17 protein-coding genes are annotated in these 18,546 nt (G+C 48.0%); 10 read left to right on the top strand and 7 right to left on the bottom strand.

Annotation, left to right across the window (positions count from 1 at the left end):
• The first annotated feature begins 144 nt into the window (after positions 1 to 144).
• From gyrA to rpsA, 7 genes are all read left to right on the top strand, one after another.
• A complete protein-coding gene (gene gyrA / locus FXF61_RS05640; RefSeq protein WP_151184346.1) occupies positions 145 to 2,820 on the top strand; it encodes a DNA gyrase subunit A in 2,676 nt (891 codons plus the stop codon).
• Positions 2,821 to 2,827: 7 nt separating this feature from the next.
• Positions 2,828 to 3,910, top strand: a complete 1,083-nt coding sequence (serC, locus tag FXF61_RS05645) for a 3-phosphoserine/phosphohydroxythreonine transaminase (RefSeq protein ID WP_256663509.1) — start codon at positions 2,828 to 2,830, stop codon at positions 3,908 to 3,910.
• A complete protein-coding gene (pheA, locus tag FXF61_RS05650; RefSeq protein ID WP_151184348.1) occupies positions 3,911 to 5,005 on the top strand; it encodes a prephenate dehydratase in 1,095 nt (364 codons plus the stop codon).
• 54 nt (positions 5,006 to 5,059) lie between these two features.
• On the top strand, positions 5,060 to 6,172 hold the full coding sequence (gene hisC / locus FXF61_RS05655; RefSeq protein WP_151184349.1) for a histidinol-phosphate transaminase: 1,113 nt from the start codon (positions 5,060 to 5,062) through the stop codon (positions 6,170 to 6,172).
• 1 nt (position 6,173) lies between these two features.
• Positions 6,174 to 8,408 carry a bifunctional prephenate dehydrogenase/3-phosphoshikimate 1-carboxyvinyltransferase gene (locus FXF61_RS05660; RefSeq protein ID WP_151184350.1) on the top strand — a complete coding sequence of 745 codons (2,235 nt, stop codon included), beginning with the start codon at positions 6,174 to 6,176 and terminating at the stop codon, positions 8,406 to 8,408.
• Entirely contained in the window at positions 8,405 to 9,088 is a 684-nt protein-coding gene (cmk, locus tag FXF61_RS05665) for a (d)CMP kinase (RefSeq protein WP_151184351.1), read from the top strand. Before FXF61_RS05660 ends, cmk begins: the two co-directional genes overlap by 4 nt.
• A 151-nt stretch (positions 9,089 to 9,239) precedes the next feature.
• Positions 9,240 to 10,922, top strand: coding sequence for a 30S ribosomal protein S1 (gene rpsA / locus FXF61_RS05670; protein ID WP_151184352.1), 1,683 nt, complete (start codon positions 9,240 to 9,242; stop codon positions 10,920 to 10,922).
• A gap of 137 nt (positions 10,923 to 11,059) precedes the next feature.
• Here rpsA and FXF61_RS05675 read toward each other — a convergent pair whose 3' ends face one another.
• Entirely contained in the window at positions 11,060 to 11,758 is a 699-nt protein-coding gene (locus FXF61_RS05675; RefSeq protein WP_151184353.1) for a methyltransferase, read from the bottom strand.
• Between the two features lie 168 nt (positions 11,759 to 11,926).
• Here FXF61_RS05675 and FXF61_RS05680 point away from each other — a divergent pair, with 168 nt between their 5' ends.
• Complete coding sequence (locus FXF61_RS05680) at positions 11,927 to 12,163, top strand: glutaredoxin family protein (protein ID WP_151184354.1); 237 nt, start codon at positions 11,927 to 11,929, stop codon at positions 12,161 to 12,163.
• Here the strand turns inward: FXF61_RS05680 and FXF61_RS05685 are convergent.
• Entirely contained in the window at positions 12,156 to 13,541 is a 1,386-nt protein-coding gene (locus FXF61_RS05685; RefSeq protein WP_151184355.1) for an adenylate/guanylate cyclase domain-containing protein, read from the bottom strand. The genes FXF61_RS05680 and FXF61_RS05685 overlap by 8 nt on opposite strands.
• Before the next feature lie 231 nt (positions 13,542 to 13,772).
• On the opposite strand from FXF61_RS05685, the gene FXF61_RS05690 reads away from it, so the two are divergent.
• Both FXF61_RS05690 and FXF61_RS05695 read left to right on the top strand, forming a co-directional pair.
• Positions 13,773 to 14,132, top strand: a complete 360-nt coding sequence (locus FXF61_RS05690) for a YkgJ family cysteine cluster protein (protein WP_151184356.1) — start codon at positions 13,773 to 13,775, stop codon at positions 14,130 to 14,132.
• 154 nt (positions 14,133 to 14,286) lie between these two features.
• Positions 14,287 to 14,859, top strand: coding sequence for a nitroreductase (locus FXF61_RS05695; RefSeq protein WP_151184357.1), 573 nt, complete (start codon positions 14,287 to 14,289; stop codon positions 14,857 to 14,859).
• Between the two features lie 2 nt (positions 14,860 to 14,861).
• Here the strand turns inward: FXF61_RS05695 and FXF61_RS05700 are convergent, their stop codons facing one another.
• The 5 genes from FXF61_RS05700 to FXF61_RS05720 all read right to left on the bottom strand — a co-directional run bounded on the left by FXF61_RS05700 (position 14,862) and on the right by FXF61_RS05720 (position 18,486).
• Positions 14,862 to 16,169 carry a HAMP domain-containing sensor histidine kinase gene (locus FXF61_RS05700; protein ID WP_151184358.1) on the bottom strand — a complete coding sequence of 436 codons (1,308 nt, stop codon included), beginning with the start codon at positions 16,167 to 16,169 and terminating at the stop codon, positions 14,862 to 14,864.
• Between the two features lie 78 nt (positions 16,170 to 16,247).
• Positions 16,248 to 16,694, bottom strand: coding sequence for a hypothetical protein (locus FXF61_RS05705; protein ID WP_151184359.1), 447 nt, complete (start codon positions 16,692 to 16,694; stop codon positions 16,248 to 16,250).
• 170 nt (positions 16,695 to 16,864) lie between these two features.
• A complete protein-coding gene (locus tag FXF61_RS05710) occupies positions 16,865 to 17,551 on the bottom strand; it encodes a response regulator transcription factor (protein ID WP_151184360.1) in 687 nt (228 codons plus the stop codon).
• A gap of 34 nt (positions 17,552 to 17,585) precedes the next feature.
• Positions 17,586 to 17,891, bottom strand: coding sequence for a YciI family protein (locus FXF61_RS05715; protein ID WP_151184361.1), 306 nt, complete (start codon positions 17,889 to 17,891; stop codon positions 17,586 to 17,588).
• A 4-nt stretch (positions 17,892 to 17,895) separates the two neighbouring features.
• Positions 17,896 to 18,486: a septation protein A gene (locus FXF61_RS05720; RefSeq protein WP_151184362.1), complete on the bottom strand. Its 591-nt coding sequence runs from the start codon at positions 18,484 to 18,486 to the stop codon at positions 17,896 to 17,898.
• Positions 18,487 to 18,546 lie beyond the last annotated feature (60 nt).

The following is an 18,546-nucleotide window of genomic DNA, read 5'->3' on the forward strand; positions in this document are numbered from 1 at the left end:
AACTGCAGAGCTGTACTGCGAAAACGGACATAGGCAAGCAATAGTAAGAAAAAGCCTCAGCGTTGCTTGAGCGCGCTTGTGCGGCATGTGTTACTATCGCACGCTTGAATTGGGCATGATGAATTAATAAGGAACCGAGCTTCCATGGGTGATTTGGCCAAAGAAATCCTTCCGATCAGTATCGAAGATGAAATGCGACAGTCGTACCTCGATTATGCAATGAGCGTAATTGTTGGTCGGGCGTTGCCAGATGCACGTGACGGTTTAAAACCTGTACACCGGCGTGTGCTCTTCGCGATGCGTGAATTGGGTAATGACTGGAATAAACCCTACAAGAAATCGGCGCGTGTCGTCGGTGACGTGATTGGTAAATATCACCCGCATGGTGATATTGCAGTCTACGACACCATTGTACGTATGGCGCAGCCGTTCTCTTTACGTTATTTGCTGGTGGATGGCCAAGGTAACTTCGGTTCTGTCGACGGTGATAACGCAGCAGCTATGCGTTATACCGAAGTGCGCATGACCAAGTTAGCCCATGAGTTGCTGGCTGACTTAGATAAAGAAACTGTGGATTGGGTGGCCAACTACGACGGCACCGAAATGATTCCAGCTGTTTTACCAACCAAAGTTCCTGCTTTGTTGGTAAACGGCTCATCAGGTATTGCTGTGGGTATGGCGACAAATATTCCGCCACACAACCTGACTGAAGTGATCAATGGCTGCTTAGCCTTGATTGACAACCCTGAGATTGATGTTGATGAGCTGATGCAGTTTATTCCAGGGCCAGATTTCCCGACTGCAGGTATCATCAATGGTCGCGCCGGTATTGTCGAAGCCTACCGCACCGGCCGTGGCCGTATTTACATGCGCGCACGCACTTTCATTGAAGATATCGATAAAGCCGGTGGTCGCCAGCAAATCATTATCAGTGAGCTGCCGTACCAGTTAAACAAAGCCCGTTTGATTGAAAAAATTGCCGAGCTGGTTAAAGAGAAAAAACTCGAAGGTATCAGCGAGCTGCGAGATGAGTCTGATAAAGACGGCATGCGCGTGGTGATCGAGCTGCGTCGTGGCGAAGTGCCTGAAGTGGTGCTCAATAATCTTTATACGCAAACACAAATGCAAAGCGTGTTTGGTATTAACGTGGTGGCTCTTGTTGATGGGCAGCCGCGCCTGCTTAACCTCAAAGACATGCTGGAAGTCTTTGTCCGCCACCGCCGTGAGGTGGTCACACGCCGCACCGTATTTGAGTTGCGCAAAGCTCGTGAGCGTGGACATATTCTTGAGGGGCAAGCAGTTGCCCTGTCAAACATTGACCCTGTTATTGCGATGATTAAATCCTCGCCAACCCCAGCTGAAGCAAAAGAGCGTTTAATTGCTACCGCTTGGGAATCAAGTGCTGTCTCGGCCATGGTTGAGCGCTCAGGTGCTGAGTCCAGTCGCCCAGAGGATTTGGATGAACAGTACGGGATGCATGATGGTTTCTATCATTTATCTCCGGAACAAGCACAAGCCATTCTTGATCTGCGCCTGCACCGTTTAACTGGGCTTGAGCATGAAAAATTACTGGCTGAATACCAAGAAATTCTTACGCAAATCAGTGAACTACTGGAAATTCTTGGCAGTGCCGAGCGTTTGCTGGAAGTGATCCGCGAAGAATTAGAGAAAATCAAAACCGACTTTGGCGATGCGCGTCGCACCGAGATTACGGCGTCACGTGTTGATTTAACCATTGCTGATTTAATTACCGAAGAAGAGCGTGTAGTGACGATTTCACGCTCTGGTTATGCAAAAAGCCAGCCGCTGGATGCCTATAACGCACAGCGCCGTGGTGGTCGTGGTAAAGCGGCGACTGGTGTTAAAGACGAAGACATTGTTGAGCACCTGCTAGTTGCAAACAGTCACACCACGCTGCTGCTATTCTCTAGTAAAGGTAAGGTGTACTGGAAGCGTACCTTTGAAATCCCAGAAGCATCACGCACTTCACGTGGCCGCCCAATTGTCAATTTATTGCCGTTGGATGAAGGTGAGAACATCACTGCCATGTTGCCGATCAATGAGTACACCGAAGGCTACTTTATCTTTATGGCCACGGCCAACGGTACCGTGAAGAAAACCCCGCTGGAACAGTTTAGTCGCCCTAGAACCTCAGGCCTGATTGCTTTGGCACTGGATGAAGACGACACCTTGATCTCAGCCGCGCTGACTGATGGCAGCCATGATGTTATGTTGTTCTCGGACGGCGGTAAAGTGACGCGCTTTGCTGAAACCGATGTGCGCGCTATGGGCCGTACCGCACGCGGTGTGCGTGGGATGCGCTTACCAGAAGGGGATAAGCTGATTTCCGTGCTGATTCCAGAAGAAGGTAGCGAGATTCTCACCGCTTCTGAGCGTGGTTACGGTAAACGTACTGCTATTACTGAGTTCCCCAACTACCGTCGTGGTGGACAGGGTGTGATCGCCATGGTCTCCAATGAGCGTAACGGCAAGTTAGTCGGTGCAATTCAAGTCTTGGACGGTGAGGAAATCATGCTGATTTCTGACCAAGGCACCCTGGTGCGTACCCGCGTCGATGAAGTGTCCTCGCTGTCTCGCAACACCCAAGGTGTGATGCTGATTCGTTTGGCCGCAGATGAGACGCTGGTAGGACTTGAGCGAGTGCAAGAGCCCGCGGATGAGGATGATGCGCTCGAAGAGGATAGCACTGAAGGAGCAGTTACAGCGCAAGGTGCATCTGCTGTAGCAGATATCGATCAGGATGTCGTAAGCGAAGATGAACAAACGCTTACTGACGAGCCAAGCAACCCGGAAGAGTGAGAGAGCAGTGAGTAGAGTTTATAATTTTTGCGCAGGCCCAGCCGCGCTGCCTGAAGCGGTATTGCGGCAGGCGCAAAGCGAACTATTAGACTGGCAAGGTAAAGGCTTATCAGTGATGGAAATGAGTCATCGTGGTGATGATTTCACTGCCATTGCAGCTGAAGCTGAGCAAGACTTGCGTGATCTTTTAAGCATTCCAAAGCATTATAAAGTGTTATTTATGCAGGGCGGAGCAAGCCAGCAGTTTGCACAAATACCGCTGAACCTCCTGGCTGAAGGTGACAGCGCTGACTACATTGATACTGGAATCTGGTCACGCAAAAGCATTGAAGAAGCGCAGCGCTTTGGCCCGATCAATGTCGCTGCCAGCGCAAAAGAGCATGATTACTTTGCTATTCCGGGGCAAAACGAATGGAATCTCAGCAAAGATGCAGCCTATGTGCATTACGCCAGCAATGAAACCATTGGTGGCTTGCAGTTTGATTGGATACCGCAAACCGGCGATACACCGTTAGTGGTTGATATGTCCTCTGATATCTTGTCTAAGCCTTTAGATGTCAGCCAGTTCGGTATGATTTACGCCGGCGCACAGAAAAATATTGGTCCCAGTGGTTTAGTGGTTGGCATTATCCGTGAAGACTTGCTCGGTCGTGCACGCGCCAGCTGTCCAACCATGCTCAATTACAAAGTAGCAGCTGACAATGGCTCGATGTACAACACGCCGCCGACTTTTTCTTGGTACTTGTCAGGTTTGGTCTTTAAGTGGCTTAAGCAACAAGGTGGCCTAGAGGCCATGGCTAAGACCAATTACGCCAAGCAAGCGCTGCTTTATAAAACCATTGATGACAGTGATTTTTACAGCAACCCTATTGCGCTCAATGCTCGCTCGTGGATGAACGTGCCGTTTCGTTTGGCGGATGAGAAACTTGATAAAGCGTTTTTGCAGGGGGCTGATGAGCGTGGCTTACTCAATCTGAAAGGGCACCGCTCAGTCGGTGGCATGCGTGCTTCTATTTATAATGCTGTATCAATTGAGGCGGTTGAGGCTTTAGTTGCCTATATGCACACTTTTGAAAAGGAACAGGCATAAATGAGTGAACAAGAGCTGCAGGCTTTACGTGTCCGAATTGATAGTCTCGATGAAAAAATTCTCGAACTAATCAGTCAGCGTGCCCGCTGTGCCCAAGATGTTGGGCGCATTAAAATGCAGAGCTTAGCTGAAGGTGAGGAGGCGATTTTTTATCGCCCAGAGCGTGAGGCACAAGTGCTCAAGCGTATTATGGAACTCAACAAAGGTCCGCTTGGCAACGAGGATATGGCGCGCTTGTTCCGTGAGATCATGTCCAGCTGTTTAGCGCTTGAGCAGCCGCTTAAAGTTGCGTATTTAGGCCCTGAGGGAACATTCTCACAAGCTGCAGCTCTGAAACACTTTGGCCAAGCTGTGATCAGCAAGCCGATGGCGGCGATTGATGAGATTTTTCGTGAAGTGGCAGCAGGTGCAGTCAGTTTTGGCGTAGTGCCAGTAGAAAACTCAACTGAAGGTGCGATTAATCACACCTTAGACAGTTTTCTTGAGCATGATTTAGTAATCTGCGGTGAGGTTGAGCTGCGCATTCACCACCATTTATTGGTGGCTGATAACACCCAAACTGAGCGCATCACGCGTATTTATTCGCACGCGCAATCTTTAGCGCAATGCCGTAAATGGCTGGATGCACACTATCCCAACGTCGAGCGTGTTGCAGTGTCCAGCAATGCAGAAGCAGCAAAGCGCGTGAAGAGCGAATGGAACAGCGCTGCGATAGCCGGTGATATGGCAGCGCAGTTGTATGGCTTGACTGTTCTGGCTGATAAGATTGAAGACCGTCCAGATAACTCAACACGCTTTTTGATTATAGGTAATCAAAGTGTGCCTGCAACGGGTGATGACAAAACTTCAGTTATTATCTCCATGAGCAATAAACCTGGCGCCTTGCACGAGTTGTTGGTGCCTTTTCATGCCAGCGGTATTGACTTGACACGTATCGAAACCCGTCCATCACGCAGCGGTAAATGGACGTATGTATTCTTTATTGATTTCTATGGCCATAAAGATGATCCGCTGGTTAAAAGTGCACTGGAAAGCATCGCTAAAGAATCCGTTGGCTTAAAGATTTTAGGTTCATACCCCAACGCTGTTCTTTAATTGCGTAGCGAGTTGCCGCTCGACAAGCGGCAGCTCATTGTTTGAGGAAAGACAATGAGTTGTGATTTTTTAACGATGGCCTTACCTAGCGTGCAAGAGCTTTCGCCTTATGTGCCTGGCAAACCGGTCGAAGAGTTGGCGCGCGAATTCGGCTTAGACCCCGCTGATATTGTTAAGTTAGCCAGCAATGAAAACCCGCTTGGGCCCAGCCCCAAGGTTTGTGCGGCAATTACTCAAGCACTGCCTGAATTGACGCGCTACCCTGATGGCAGTGGTTTTTCTTTAAAGCAAAAAATAGCAGAGCGTTTTGCTGTTGATCCTGCACAAATCACCCTAGGTAATGGCTCTAACGATGTCCTAGAACTGGTTGCTCGTGCTTGGTTAGCACCAGGGCGTAATGCCGTGTTCAGCGAGCATGCCTTTGCTGTCTACCCCATCTCTACGCTTGCGTCGGGTGCTGAGTGTAGACAGGTCCCAGCCAAAGATTACGGGCACGACCTTGATGCCATGGCAGCGGCTATTGATAGCAATACCCGTGTGGTTTTTATTGCCAACCCAAATAATCCTACCGGAACTTGGTTTAACCAAGCGGCACTCAATGCTTTTTTAAGTAAAGTACCCAGTGATGTTTTAGTGGTTTTGGATGAGGCTTATATCGAATATGCCGCTGATAGCGATCTGCCAGATGGTATGGCGTATCTGAGTCGTTATTCCAACCTACTGGTGTCACGCACTTTTTCTAAAGCCTACGGCTTAGCAGCCTTGCGTGTGGGTTATGCAGTGTCATCAAAAGAGATTGCTGCTGTACTCAATCGCGTTCGTCAGCCGTTTAATGTTAACAGTCTCGCTTTGGTAGCGGCCTGTGCTGCGTTGGACGACGAAGATTATTTAACGCGCAGCCGGATAGCCAATACACAGGGTATGCAGCAATTGGAAGCGGGCTTTAAGCAACTTGGCTTATCTTGGCTGCCATCGCGTGGCAACTTTATAGCTGTTGATTTTAAGCGAGACGCGGCGGTGATTGATCAGGCCTTGCTGGCTCGCGGCGTTATTGTACGGCCCATTGCTGGTTATGCTATGCCTAACTTTTTAAGAGTGTCGATTGGTACTAGCGCTGAAAACCAAGTTTTTTTGGATGCCTTAACTGATGTGTTAAAGCAGGTCTAATATGCAGAAAACGGCTCCACCAGCAGCACTTATTAATCGTCTGGTCGTGATTGGCTTAGGCTTAATCGGTTCGTCTTTTGCTAAAGGCATTCGTGAGGCTGGCTTAGCTCGCGAGGTTATTGGTGTAGATCTTAGCGCTGAAGCGGGTCAGCGTGCAGTTGAGCTAGGTATTGTTGACAGCAGCACTCGCGTGTTGGCACAGGCATGTCAGCGTGCGGATGTGGTTATGCTGGCTGTGCCAGTGCTTGCTTTGAAAGGCTTGCTTACTCAGTTAGCGGCACTTAATCTCAATAAAACCATTATTACTGATGCCGGTAGCGTAAAAGGCTATGTATTGGCTGCGGCGCAACAGGCATACGGTTATTTGCCGCCGTTTTTAGTGCTTGGGCATCCGATTGCAGGCTCCGAGCGCAGCGGTGTCGAAGCAGCCAATGCCGACCTATTTAAGCAACATAAAGTTATCCTTACCCCGCACGCAGACACTGATGCAGAGGCTTTAGCCTGTGTGCAGCAGCTATGGCAAGGCTTGGGTGCCGATGTTGAGAGTATGAGTGTTGAGCAGCATGATAGGGTCTTAGCCGCGACCAGCCACTTGCCGCATTTATTGGCCTTTGGCTTGGTTGATTCATTAGCTAAACGCAGTGAAAACTTAGAAATATTTCGCTATGCCGCCGGTGGTTTTCGTGACTTTACTCGGATCGCTGGCAGCGATCCCTTGATGTGGCACGATATTTTTCTGGCCAATCGTGATGCTGTATTACAGCAGCTGGATCAGTACCGTGAAGACCTTGATGCGTTGCGCAATGCAATTGCCAAAGAAGATGGACGTCACTTGCTTGGTGTATTTACCCGCGCACGTGTTGCCCGTGAACATTTCAGTACAATTTTAGCCCAAAGGGCCTATGTGAAAACCATGCTTGATAATGATCTGATTTTTTTAGCCAGCCCTGGTGGGCAGGTCAATGGTGCTATTCGAGTGCCCGGTGATAAATCAATATCGCACCGCGCAATTATGCTTGGCTCCTTAGCGCAAGGCGTAACTGAAGTTGAGGGCTTTCTTGAGGGTGAAGACGCACTGGCAACCATTCAAGCGTTTCGCGATATGGGCGTTGTCATTGAAGGGCCAGAAAACGGGCGTGTTGTCGTGCATGGTGTGGGTCTGCATGGTTTACAGGCGCCGCCGGGACCGATTTATGTTGGCAATTCAGGCACCACCATGCGTTTGCTGTCAGGGATTCTCGCTGCGCAGTCGTTTGACAGCACCTTGGCTGGAGATGCTTCGCTGTCGAAGCGGCCAATGAATCGCATTGCCAAGCCGCTACGGGAAATGGGTGCTGTGATTGAAACAGCAGCTGAAGGGCGCCCGCCACTGACTATACGTGGCGGACAATGTTTGACCGGCATGCATTATGAAATGCCGATGGCTAGTGCACAAGTTAAGTCCTGTTTGCTATTGGCCGGTATGTACGCTGCAGGTGAAACAGCAGTGACAGAGCCTGCGCCGACCCGTGACCACACCGAGCGCATGCTGCGTGGTTTTGGTTACCCAGTTGAAGTGCGTGGCGCGACCGCTAAAGTTGAAAGTAATCATGAATTGATCGGTACCCATATTGAAGTGCCTGCTGATATTTCATCGGCAGCATTTTTTATGGTGGCGGCCAGTATCGCACCGGAATCAGAGTTGGTTTTAGAGCACGTCGGTATTAACCCAACGCGTACTGGTGTTATCGATATCTTAAAATTAATGGGAGCGGACTTAAGCTTAGAGAACGTTCGAGAGGTTGGCGGTGAGCTGGTTGCTGATATTCGCGTGCGCAGTGCACGCTTAAGAGGTATCGAGATTCCGTTGGAGTTGGTGCCCTTAGCCATTGATGAATTCCCTGTATTGTTTATTGCGGCTGCCTGTGCTGAGGGGCGCACGGTGCTGCGTGGTGCAGAGGAGCTGCGGGTTAAAGAATCAGATCGAATCCAGGTGATGGTTGATGGTTTAACCACTTTAGGTATCAGTGCGCAAGGCACGCCAGACGGCATCATTATCGAAGGTGGGCAAATGGGTGGTGGTGAGGTCTGGGCGCATGGTGATCATCGTATTGCTATGTCGTTTAGTGTTGCCGCACTGCGTGCCAGTGCACCGATTCGTATTCACGATAGCGTGCATGTGGCGACATCTTTCCCTAATTTTCTCGCGTTATGCAAGCACGTAGGCATGCATGTTGAACAAGAGGGGAAAGCATGAGTTTTCCTGTCGTTATCACTGTCGATGGGCCCAGCGGTTCAGGCAAGGGCACGATTGCAGGGTTATTAGCAACGCAGCTGCAGTGGCATTTATTGGATTCGGGCGCACTGTACCGTGTGCTCGCACTAGCTGCGCAAAAGCATAATGTTGCACTGAATAATGAAGCGGCACTAGAAAAGTTAGCGTCTGCTCTTGATGTGCAATTTATTGTTGATAGTGATAACAAGCAGCGTGTCATTTTAGAAAATGTAGACGTGACAGATGCTATTCGTAATGAAACCATTGGTGCGCATGCATCAATAGTGGCTGCACTACCAGCTGTGCGTTCTGGTTTATTGCGTCGTCAACAAGATTTTCGTCAGCCGCCAGGCTTGATCGCGGATGGTCGCGATATGGGCACAGTGGTTTTTACTGATGCCCCTTTAAAAGTTTTTTTAACTGCCAGTGCAGAAGAACGGGCGCGAAGACGTTATTTGCAGTTGAAGGATAAAGGTGAAACTGTTACCCTTACGTGTCTGCTTGAAGAGATTCGTGCGCGTGATGAGCGTGACACTAATCGCGTTATTGCGCCGTTGAAGCCAGCAGAAGATGCAATCATCTTGGATTCAACGACTATGACCATCGAGCAGGTGCTAGAAAGAATTCTTAGTGAAGTTGCAGTGCGCAGCTTGGCTGGGTGACCCGAGTAAGCCACGCATTCGTGGTTTAACTCATAAAGGAATCATGCGCAGCTTCCAGATAATAGCTGACATGTTTTCAACTTATTAATAAGACCACGTTATCTGGAATGTGGATTTGGGCAGATTTTGCCCTCGATCAGCAGGATTAAACATGAGCGAAAGCTTTGCAGACCTTTTTGAAGAAAGCCTAAAAACTCTAGACATGCAGCCCGGTGCAATCATCACTGGTTTAATTGTTGATATCGACGGTGATTGGGTAACAGTACACGCTGGTTTGAAATCAGAAGGCGTTATCCCCGTTGAGCAGTTCTACAATGAGCAAGGCGAACTGACAATTAAAGTGGGTGACGAAGTTCACGTTGCACTTGACGCAGTTGAAGATGGCTTTGGTGAAACCAAGCTGTCCCGCGAGAAGGCGAAACGTGCTGAGTCTTGGCTGGTTCTTGAAGCGTCATTCAACGCTGAAGAAGTGGTCAACGGTGTTATTAACGGTAAAGTTAAAGGTGGCTTTACAGTTGATGTGAACGGTATCCGCGCGTTCCTACCAGGATCTTTGGTAGACGTTCGTCCAGTTCGCGACACGGCGCACTTAGAAGGTAAAGAGCTTGAATTCAAAGTTATCAAGCTTGATCAGAAACGTAACAACGTTGTTGTTTCACGTCGTGCTGTTCTGGAAGCAGAAAATAGCGCAGAGCGCGAAGCATTACTTGAGAACCTGCAAGAAGGTCAGCAAGTTAAAGGTATCGTTAAGAACCTTACAGACTACGGTGCATTCGTTGATCTGGGTGGCGTTGATGGTCTGTTGCACATCACTGATATGGCTTGGAAGCGCATTAAGCACCCAGGCGAAATCGTTAATGTTGGCGACGAGATTGACGTAAAAGTACTGAAATTCGACCGCGAGCGTAACCGTGTATCTTTAGGCCTGAAGCAGTTGGGTGAAGATCCTTGGGTAGCAATCAAAGCCCGTTACCCAGAAGGTACCCGTGTTATGGCACGCGTAACCAACTTGACGGATTACGGTTGCTTTGCAGAGCTGGAAGAAGGTGTTGAAGGTTTGGTTCACGTTTCAGAAATGGACTGGACAAACAAAAACATCCACCCATCCAAAGTTGTACAGGTTGGTGACGAAGTTGAAGTTCAGGTTCTGGACATTGACGAAGAGCGCCGCCGTATTTCTCTGGGTATCAAACAGTGCAAATCTAACCCATGGGAAGATTTCTCAAGTCAGTTCAATAAAAACGATAAAATTTCCGGTACCATCAAATCAATCACTGATTTCGGTATCTTTATCGGCCTAGATGGCGGCATTGACGGTTTAGTGCACTTGTCAGATATCAGCTGGCATGAAGCAGGCGAAGAAGCTGTTCGTCGTTATAAGAAAGGCGATGAGCTGGAAACTGTCATTCTTTCTGTTGATCCAGAGCGCGAGCGTATCTCCCTGGGTATCAAACAGTTAGAAGATGATCCGTTCTCAAGCTACGCTTCAGAACACGAGAAGGGCACAATTGTGCGCGGCACCGTGAAAGAAGTTGATGCTAAAGGTGCAGTTATCCTTTTAGCTGACGACATTGAAGCTGTTCTTAAAGCCTCTGAAATCAGCCGTGACCGTGTAGAAGATGCACGTAACGTCCTGAAAGAAGGCGACGAAGTTGAAGCGAAAATCATCAACATCGATCGTAAGTCTCGCGTTATTAACTTGTCTATCAAGTCTAAAGACGTAGAAGAAGAGAAAGATGCGATTAAAGAACTGCGTAAGCAAGAACCAGAAGCAGCAGCCGGTCCGACCACTCTAGGTGATCTGATTCGTGCCGCACAAGAGAGCAAGAACTAAGCTTTTTGCGATCAAAAAAAGGGTGACTTCGGTCACCTTTTTTTATTGCTATATACTTTGAGTTTGCGCTTGATTCGATTGGTTTTACCTGCCGTAGAGTGTCCAAGTATATGTGGGCCAGGCTCTGATACTTTAGCTCAAGCACGTTTATAAATGAGCAAACGTCCTCGATAGTTTTCTTGGTTAGAAGCAGTCTCGGTTAAAACATTATCTGAGCTCAACTCAAAACCCAGCGTCTGCATATTGCGATTAAATGCTGGCCGATAGCCTCGATTGGGGTCAACAATCCAAACTTCTGCTTGTTTAGCTGCGTGTAAATTGATAAAAAGCGCCAAGGCTAGCGGCATGTCGGGCTCATAGAGCAGATCGCTGCCGACAATTAAATCATATTTTTTATACAGCAGGGCAGCACCAGTATCCGCAAGGGATGGAGTCGGATGTACGCCCCATTGGCCATGGCGAAAAGGTAACTTGTCGAGTTTGTTTAAACGAAGATTTTCTTGAAGAAATGATTTTGCTTTAGGGTGGCGGTCTGATGCAGTGATGTTGGCTCCTCGACGATGAGCCACTAAACTAGCTAAGGCAAGCCCGCAGCCAATTTCTAAAATATGCTCGTCGGCATTTACAGGGCGTAAAGCCAAAGCGCTTGCAAGGTGGATACTGGAAGGCCAGAGCATGCCAAATAAAGACCATGAAGCAGAGCATATGCCTAATCTTTCTGCAGCGCCCGTAGGATCATAATATTGTTGACGATCGAGTAAAGATCGAATAATGAGATCATTTGCACCATCAATTATAATGGTTTCTGTTTTAGTGAAATAGTGTGGACTGTTCATGAAGTGAGCATATAAAAAAGCCTCTAATGCCGAGATTATATGAGTATCGCACAGGCATTAAGAATATTCTTATAATTTATGTTTTGCAGGCTTTTTTATTTACTTTAACTGATTTTAGCTGCATGTTTAACTACAATAACCGCATGATTTGCTTAAGGAGTGATGCATATGACAGCGCACTGCGAGCTCTTTGGTACCCTAGGCTGCCACTTGTGTGAAGAGGCTGAGGCGGTGTTGCAGCCATTTGTGGCGCAAGGATTAGTGGTTGAGTTGCTAGATATTGTTGACTCAGAAGAATGGCTGCAACGCTATGCGTTGACGATCCCAGTTTTGCGCCGAGTTGATACTGGCCAAGAGATACGCTGGCCATTCGATGAACATGATGTGCTGCGGCTGTTTACATAATTATTTTATCGCGCAGTCGCTCCGCAGCCTCTTTCAGGGCAGCAATAACATGTTCTTTATCATAGTTTTGGATGCTATTCGTGTCGAGGTACATGGAAAATCCAGGCAGTTCGTGCTCAACATAGCTGCTACTCGCACCAAGATCTCGCCGGAAATCGACCACTTGGAAAATCTGTACAGGCCTGGAAAAACCTTTGACATTAATTTGGCCTTTATCACGGGCCATGATGACATCTTTAGTCAGAGAATAGGTCTCATTCGACATCAATATCTCACCAGACTCCGCCGCGCTTTCTAAGCGGCTGGCAAGGTTGACCTCGCGGCCAATAATTGTGTAATCCATGCGGGTGTCTGCACCAAAGTTACCAACCGTACAGTACCCAGTATTAATCCCCATGCGTATTTCTAGAGGCTTATCAATACCTTGTGCGCGCCAGTGGCGACGTAACAGCTTCATATGTTTACGCATAGCAATTGCCATTGAGACCGCAGCTACCGCATCTTTCTTTGCGCCTTGAGTGTTGGTATCGCCAAAAAATACCATGACACTGTCACCAATAAACTTATCAATGGTGCCGCCATATTTTAAGGCGATTTTCGACATTTCGTTTAGGTAAGTATTCAATACGTCAGTTAATGCTTCAGCTTCCAATTCTTCTGAGAGCTCAGTGAAACCTTTGATATCAGAAAAGAATACCGTGAGTTTTTTGCGCTGTGTTTCTAGTTTGACTGTACGTTTGCCGCTGAATATTGACTGCCATACTTGTGGTGATAAATATTTAGCTAGATTTTGCGCTAAGCGTGCAGTTTTTTCTTGCTCTCGCTTAATCTCAAGTCGGGCTTTGACTAACTGCAGCCCTTGCAGGTGTACAAAGTAGGCGGTAGTACAAATATATATAGAGGCAAGAAAAACACTTGTTACACACACTGAAAGCGGTGCTTCTAGCGCGATAGCCGGTTGCAATATTAACCATGCTACGCCAGTAATTGATAATGTTGCTGCAAGCATCGCCAGCATTAAACGCGGACCACCTACGATAAGGGTGCTAAAGCCGATAATCATTAAGCCCATAAGGATTGGTATGATTGCAAAGCCAATAAGCGCAAAAACAACCCCTGCGTGCAGCGCATCAAGTGCCAGCTGACTACCATGGGTCAGTCGCGGATAGAGGCCTTTAAACTTCTCTGTAATTAAGTTGGATATGTGCGGGTACAGGAGCGAGTAGGGCACCAACCATAAAAGGTTGTATGAAATAAACCCCGTGTAAGCGCCAGTCATAACAAGTGCTGCAATAAACATATAAGCGAGCACGCGCAGATAAAAACCTTGAAGCGATGCGCTCGCAGCAATAGTGTCTTTTGCAGTTTTAGCCTTCATTGACTGAGTTTGTCCTTAGAGCTGTTTATCTTGATATGTTTTAGTATTTATATATACGACAATAATAAAAGCCCACAGCTGGATGGTAAAGTGACACTTTGCCACTACATCTTTTTCTTATTATACGGCGCTACAATAATTGAAATATTTGCACGATAGTACCCTGTTTTTTCAGGCTAGGTTAAACTATTGCAAACCGACTTGGGTGGCTTTTTACGGTTAGTAGCGATCATGTCAGATAACAATCCATGTTTAACCTGTGGCGCATGCTGTGCTTATTTTCGGGTGTCTTTTTTTTGGGGTGAATGCCAATCGGCTGGTGGCACGGTGCCTGATAGCGCTGTTGTTGCCATTAATTCTACGTTTGTAGCAATGAGTGGTACTGAACACAAACCCGTACGCTGTACAGCATTGATGGGCGATGTCGGTGAGGATGTACGCTGTACCATGTATGACAACCGTTCTTCAATCTGTCGGGGTTTTCATGCCTCTTGGGCGCTTGGAGAGCACAACCCAGATTGTGATGCTGCGCGTGCAGCACATGGTTTGACACCTCTTGAGCGCTGCGTTAGTCCTGATCAAGTTGCTTAATCTGTATGCATGGTATTGGCTCGCAATGAAGCATTTCTACGCTATAACCTACTAAAAAGGTTGGTTATAGTTGGTGAATTGTTTACCATGTCTCTGTGATCATTAAGAATCATTACGATGTGTTTTTGAGTCTAAATAACCAAGGAGAAACACCATGGATGCCATCGAGCTGTTATTAAAGCGTGTCTCAGTGCCACGCTTACAAGAGCCTGCACCAACTGCAGAGCAGCTTGAAATCATGCTTCGTGCTGCTCTGCGTGCGCCCGATCATGGGCAATTGCGGCCTTGGCGATTTTTAACCATTGCCGGTGACAATCGTAAGCAGCTGGGCGAATTGTTCGTGCAAGCAGTACTTAGCACTGAGCCCAATGCCAGCTTTGAACAGATAGAAAAAACCCGCAATTTACCCATGCGTGCGCCTATGCTGCTGGTGGTTATTGCCTCAGTTAGCAAGGATCCAAAAGTGCCAGCTCATGAGCAGCTGCTAGCAGCTGGCTGCGCGGCACATGGGGTTTTGTTGGCCGCGCATGCACTGGGTGTTGGCGCGGTTTGGCGCACTGGTGCAATGGCTGAGCTTGACATGGTGAACACAGGTTTAGGCTTGCAAGATAACGAGCAAATCATTGCTTATATCTATTTAGGCACCCCCATCAACAGTCTACGCAACCCTCCGCTACTTGATCCGGCAGACTTTGTGCGCAGTTGGCCTGAAAAAACGCCCAGCTAGTATCAGACTGGCAGTTCGACAGTGGCAACAAAGCCACCGTCAGGGTGGTTGCTGAATTTTAATTGCCCATCGTGCTGTTCTATAGCACGTTTTGCAATGGCTAAACCAAGACCGTAACCTTGCTGTGCTTGCCCCGGTACACGGAAAAAACTATCGCCGAGCTGACTAAGCCATTCATCACTGACGCCGGGCCCATGATCACGGATGCTGATCGAAATATAGTCTACCCACTGACTGACTGTAATCTCGATCGGTTGTGGTGCTGGGTTAAAACGCAGAGCATTGCGCAGCAAATTATCCAAGGCGCGCTGTAATACATCAGGCCAGCCGCTGTAGAGTAACGATTGATTAGCACTGATTTCTATCTGCTGCTGTGGCGCTAATAGCGCTGCATCATCACGAAGCTTACAGAGCAGCTCATTTAATACGATGCTTTGCTTGGGTGCTTGTACTTGGTCCATTCGTGCCAAAGTAAGAATTTCATTGATCAGCGTGTCGAGCCGTTCACACTCCAATTGCAGGCGCGGCCATAAGCGTTGGCGCTCTTCTTCGTTGGCGCGCTCAGCTAAGGCTAAAGCCACTTGTAATCGGGCAAGAGGGGAGCGCAGCTCATGGGATACATCACGCAATAGTTGACGCTGGCTTTTAATTAAGTCTTGCAAGCGCTGCCCCATATGGTTGAAGTCAGCTGCTAAAATACCCAGCTCATCGCGTCGCGTGGCAAGTTGGCTCAGATGTTCTTTCTGATAGGTGTTCTGCCCTAAATCATGCACAGCATCACGCAATCGGCTTAATGGGCGGGTAATGGATAAGGTCAATAGTAAACTCATCACTGTTAGCACTATCAGTGCAATAGCAAGCGCGATCACTGGCGGCTGCAAGCCATTGTTGTGTTGCCAGCCATCCAGCTCACTGTGGGCAATGCGGTACACAAACAAGTAACTTTTACCGCTACTGTCGGTCACTTCCTGAGTAATACGACGCCAAGGTAAATGCCGCATACCCCGCTTAGCTTCCCACTCCAATGAGCGTAACGACTGTTCTCTGCCTAATGAGAGGCTGTTTTCATCAAGAATTTGTGTCTCGATGCGGTAACGCCGTTTTTGCTGCTGTAAATAGTAGAGGGCGGCCTCAGTTTCGCCGGATTCATATAAGCTGAGCCAAGTTGCGGAAAAATCTTTTAAACCTGGGTGGTGGTTTAAAATCCAAGCATCTTGATTGAACATGCGCACGAGCAAATAGGTGAGTGCGCCCATCAACACTAATGATAACCAGAAAGCGCCAAGTATCCTCCAGAATAATGAACGCATTGTTATGGCTACCTTTTGTTAAAAGTGGCTCAAACCGAGTTTGAGCCACCGTGGAAAGAGAGGTGTTAGTGCGCGCTGTTAGTAGCTAGGGCGCTGGTCACGTTTCTTTTCGCCTGAACGAGGCGACTTATCTGTTTTTTGCATATAGTTGAGCATTCTCTGTTGCATCTTTTCGGTATCTTTATCAAAAATCACGCGCTGCTCATCCGTCAATAACGCACGAAGCTTATCATGGTGCGCTGTTCGCGATTTTTGTTGTTGTTGAAAGTGCTCCTGCATTTCTTTTTGAAACGCTTGGCGCTGCTCTGTATTGAGCTCTAGGCGATCAAACCAAGCACTTTGGCGTTTCTGCATCATCTCTTGGCGCATTTGCATTTTTGATTGCTGCTGGCCCGCCTGCTGTTTTTTCTGGCTTTGTTGGGTTTTTTGGTTTTGAGCCTGCTGGCCTTGGCCTTCACCAGGCATTGCCCAGACGCTTAATGGAAGTAATGCGCTGAGTGCAAGTGCAGTTATTTTAATACGCATGGTTGTTCTCCTTTACCTTTAATCATTTATCAGCCAATTGCGGCATGACTCTAGTATGCCCAAACAACTGTCAACTGCAGTCAAGTCAAAGTAAAGAAAGAGTAAATGCTATAGGAAGTGCTGAGTAATGTTGCCTAGCCCTGACAACGCAGGTAATTATTCAGCACTTGCTATACGCTGTAATAATAGCCGCGACCACGCAAGGCAATAATACGAGGCCGATTATCAGTATGCGCACCAAGCTTGCGGCGTAGATTACTGACATGCATATCCAGACTGCGATCATACAGGGTTAACTTGCGATCCAGCGCTAACTGTGCCAGCTGCTGCTTATCAATAGGCTCTCCAGGTGCGGCCAGTAGCGCTTCTAGAATGCGGCCTTCGGATACAGTCAAGTCGATGTCATCTTGCTCCGCAATGCTGGCTGTTCCGCGTGCTGGGCTGTACTGTAAATCACCAACAATAATGGTGCTAGGTGTCGCTGGGGCATTGACACTGCGGCGTAACACGGCACGCAGCCGCGCTGTTAACTCTCGAGGATCACAGGGTTTGGCTAAGTAATCATCTGCACCTAATTCTAAGCCAATGATACGGTCCGTTGGCTCACCGCGCGCAGACAGCATTAAAACAGGTAATTGCGGATGCTCAGTGCGCACTTTGCTTAATAATTGCAGACCGTTGCCATCAGGCAGCATCACATCAAGAATGACAGCATCAGGCTCTGGGTTGTTTGCTAAAAATTCGCGTGCGCTGTGTGTATCAAAGCAAGCGTGTACAGAAAAACCTTCTTGTCTAAGCCAATGAGTGAGCAGTTCACACAGTTCTTGATCATCATCTACTAGTAATATAGTGCTCATTGTCGTTTAGAGGCTCCAGCCAATTTGCATAACTCTACTGGGTTGGAAACACTTGTTTAAATGGCTTAACCTGTACTTGGGCATAGACACCTGCAGCACAATACGGATCAGCTGCGGCCCAGTCTTGTGCGGCTTGTAATGAATTAAATTCTGCCACCACTAAGCTACCACTAAAACCGGCATTACCGGGGTCAATGCTGTCCACCGCTGGGTGTGGGCCTGCGAGCACAAGGCGTCCGGCGTGTTGCAAAGCCTCTAAGCGTGCTAAGTGGTCTGGGCGGGCCGCTAAGCGAGCGGCCAAACTACCGGGGGTATCTGTTGCAATAATGGCGTAGAGCATGCATTCAATCCTTGTTCGTAGTGGTCGGCGTGTCTTGCATGTGGCGTGCTAAAAATACGCCTTGGCCGATTAAAAAAAGTATCGTCATGCTTAAGCTGCCGAATACCTTGAAGTCTACCCAGATGTCGTGGAAGGTAAAGGCAACAAATAAATTAGCGCCTCCGGCAACGATAAAAAAGATCACCCATGCGATATTGAGTTTTGTCCAAATAGGGTCGGGTAGGCTAATTGCATGCCCCATCACGCGCTTAATTAGAGGCTGCTTACCAATAAAGTGACTGCCAGCAAAGCCTAAGGCAAACAGCCAGTTCACCACGGGTGCTTTCCACTTCAAAAAAGTTTCACTATGGAAAGCAAGGGTTAACCCCCCAAAGAACAAACAACCGAGCAAAGTGAGCCATTGACCTTTTTCTAGGCGGCGTTGTGCAGCAAATAAAGAACCATAGACTGCCACTGAGCTGAGAATCAGCACTGCGGTAGCGCTGAAAATGCCTCCAACAGAAAAGACCTGTCCAGCCAGCTCCACATCACGCGGCTCCAGCTTAAAGACAATAAAGAACAAGATAAGAGGGATAAAATCGATGAATTGTTTCACAGTACGCGCCATAACAGAAAGGAAACGGCATAATAGCAAACACAGCCGCCAGCGTAAGCA

It is taken from the genome of Pseudomonas sp. C27(2019) (genome assembly GCF_008807395.1).
In the GTDB taxonomy this organism is placed as follows: domain Bacteria; phylum Pseudomonadota; class Gammaproteobacteria; order Pseudomonadales; family Pseudomonadaceae; genus Denitrificimonas.

Bases quoted from the DNA above. Each gene is read 5' to 3' on its own strand.
- FXF61_RS05675 (WP_151184353.1), bottom strand. From the start codon at position 11,758: ATGAACAGTCCACACTATTTCACTAAAACAGAAACCATTATAATTGAT.
- FXF61_RS05715 (WP_151184361.1), bottom strand. From the start codon at position 17,891: ATGCTCTACGCCATTATTGCAACAGATACCCCCGGTAGTTTGGCCGCT.
- gyrA (WP_151184346.1), top strand. From the start codon at position 145: ATGGGTGATTTGGCCAAAGAAATCCTTCCGATCAGTATCGAAGATGAA.
- FXF61_RS05680 (WP_151184354.1), top strand. From the start codon at position 11,927: ATGACAGCGCACTGCGAGCTCTTTGGTACCCTAGGCTGCCACTTGTGT.
- hisC (WP_151184349.1), top strand. From the start codon at position 5,060: ATGAGTTGTGATTTTTTAACGATGGCCTTACCTAGCGTGCAAGAGCTT.
- FXF61_RS05705 (WP_151184359.1), bottom strand. From the start codon at position 16,694: ATGCGTATTAAAATAACTGCACTTGCACTCAGCGCATTACTTCCATTA.
- FXF61_RS05695 (WP_151184357.1), top strand. From the start codon at position 14,287: ATGGATGCCATCGAGCTGTTATTAAAGCGTGTCTCAGTGCCACGCTTA.
- FXF61_RS05685 (WP_151184355.1), bottom strand. From the start codon at position 13,541: ATGAAGGCTAAAACTGCAAAAGACACTATTGCTGCGAGCGCATCGCTT.
- FXF61_RS05690 (WP_151184356.1), top strand. From the start codon at position 13,773: ATGTCAGATAACAATCCATGTTTAACCTGTGGCGCATGCTGTGCTTAT.
- FXF61_RS05710 (WP_151184360.1), bottom strand. From the start codon at position 17,551: ATGAGCACTATATTACTAGTAGATGATGATCAAGAACTGTGTGAACTG.
- pheA (WP_151184348.1), top strand. From the start codon at position 3,911: ATGAGTGAACAAGAGCTGCAGGCTTTACGTGTCCGAATTGATAGTCTC.
- FXF61_RS05700 (WP_151184358.1), bottom strand. From the start codon at position 16,169: ATGCGTTCATTATTCTGGAGGATACTTGGCGCTTTCTGGTTATCATTA.
- rpsA (WP_151184352.1), top strand. From the start codon at position 9,240: ATGAGCGAAAGCTTTGCAGACCTTTTTGAAGAAAGCCTAAAAACTCTA.
- FXF61_RS05660 (WP_151184350.1), top strand. From the start codon at position 6,174: ATGCAGAAAACGGCTCCACCAGCAGCACTTATTAATCGTCTGGTCGTG.
- cmk (WP_151184351.1), top strand. From the start codon at position 8,405: ATGAGTTTTCCTGTCGTTATCACTGTCGATGGGCCCAGCGGTTCAGGC.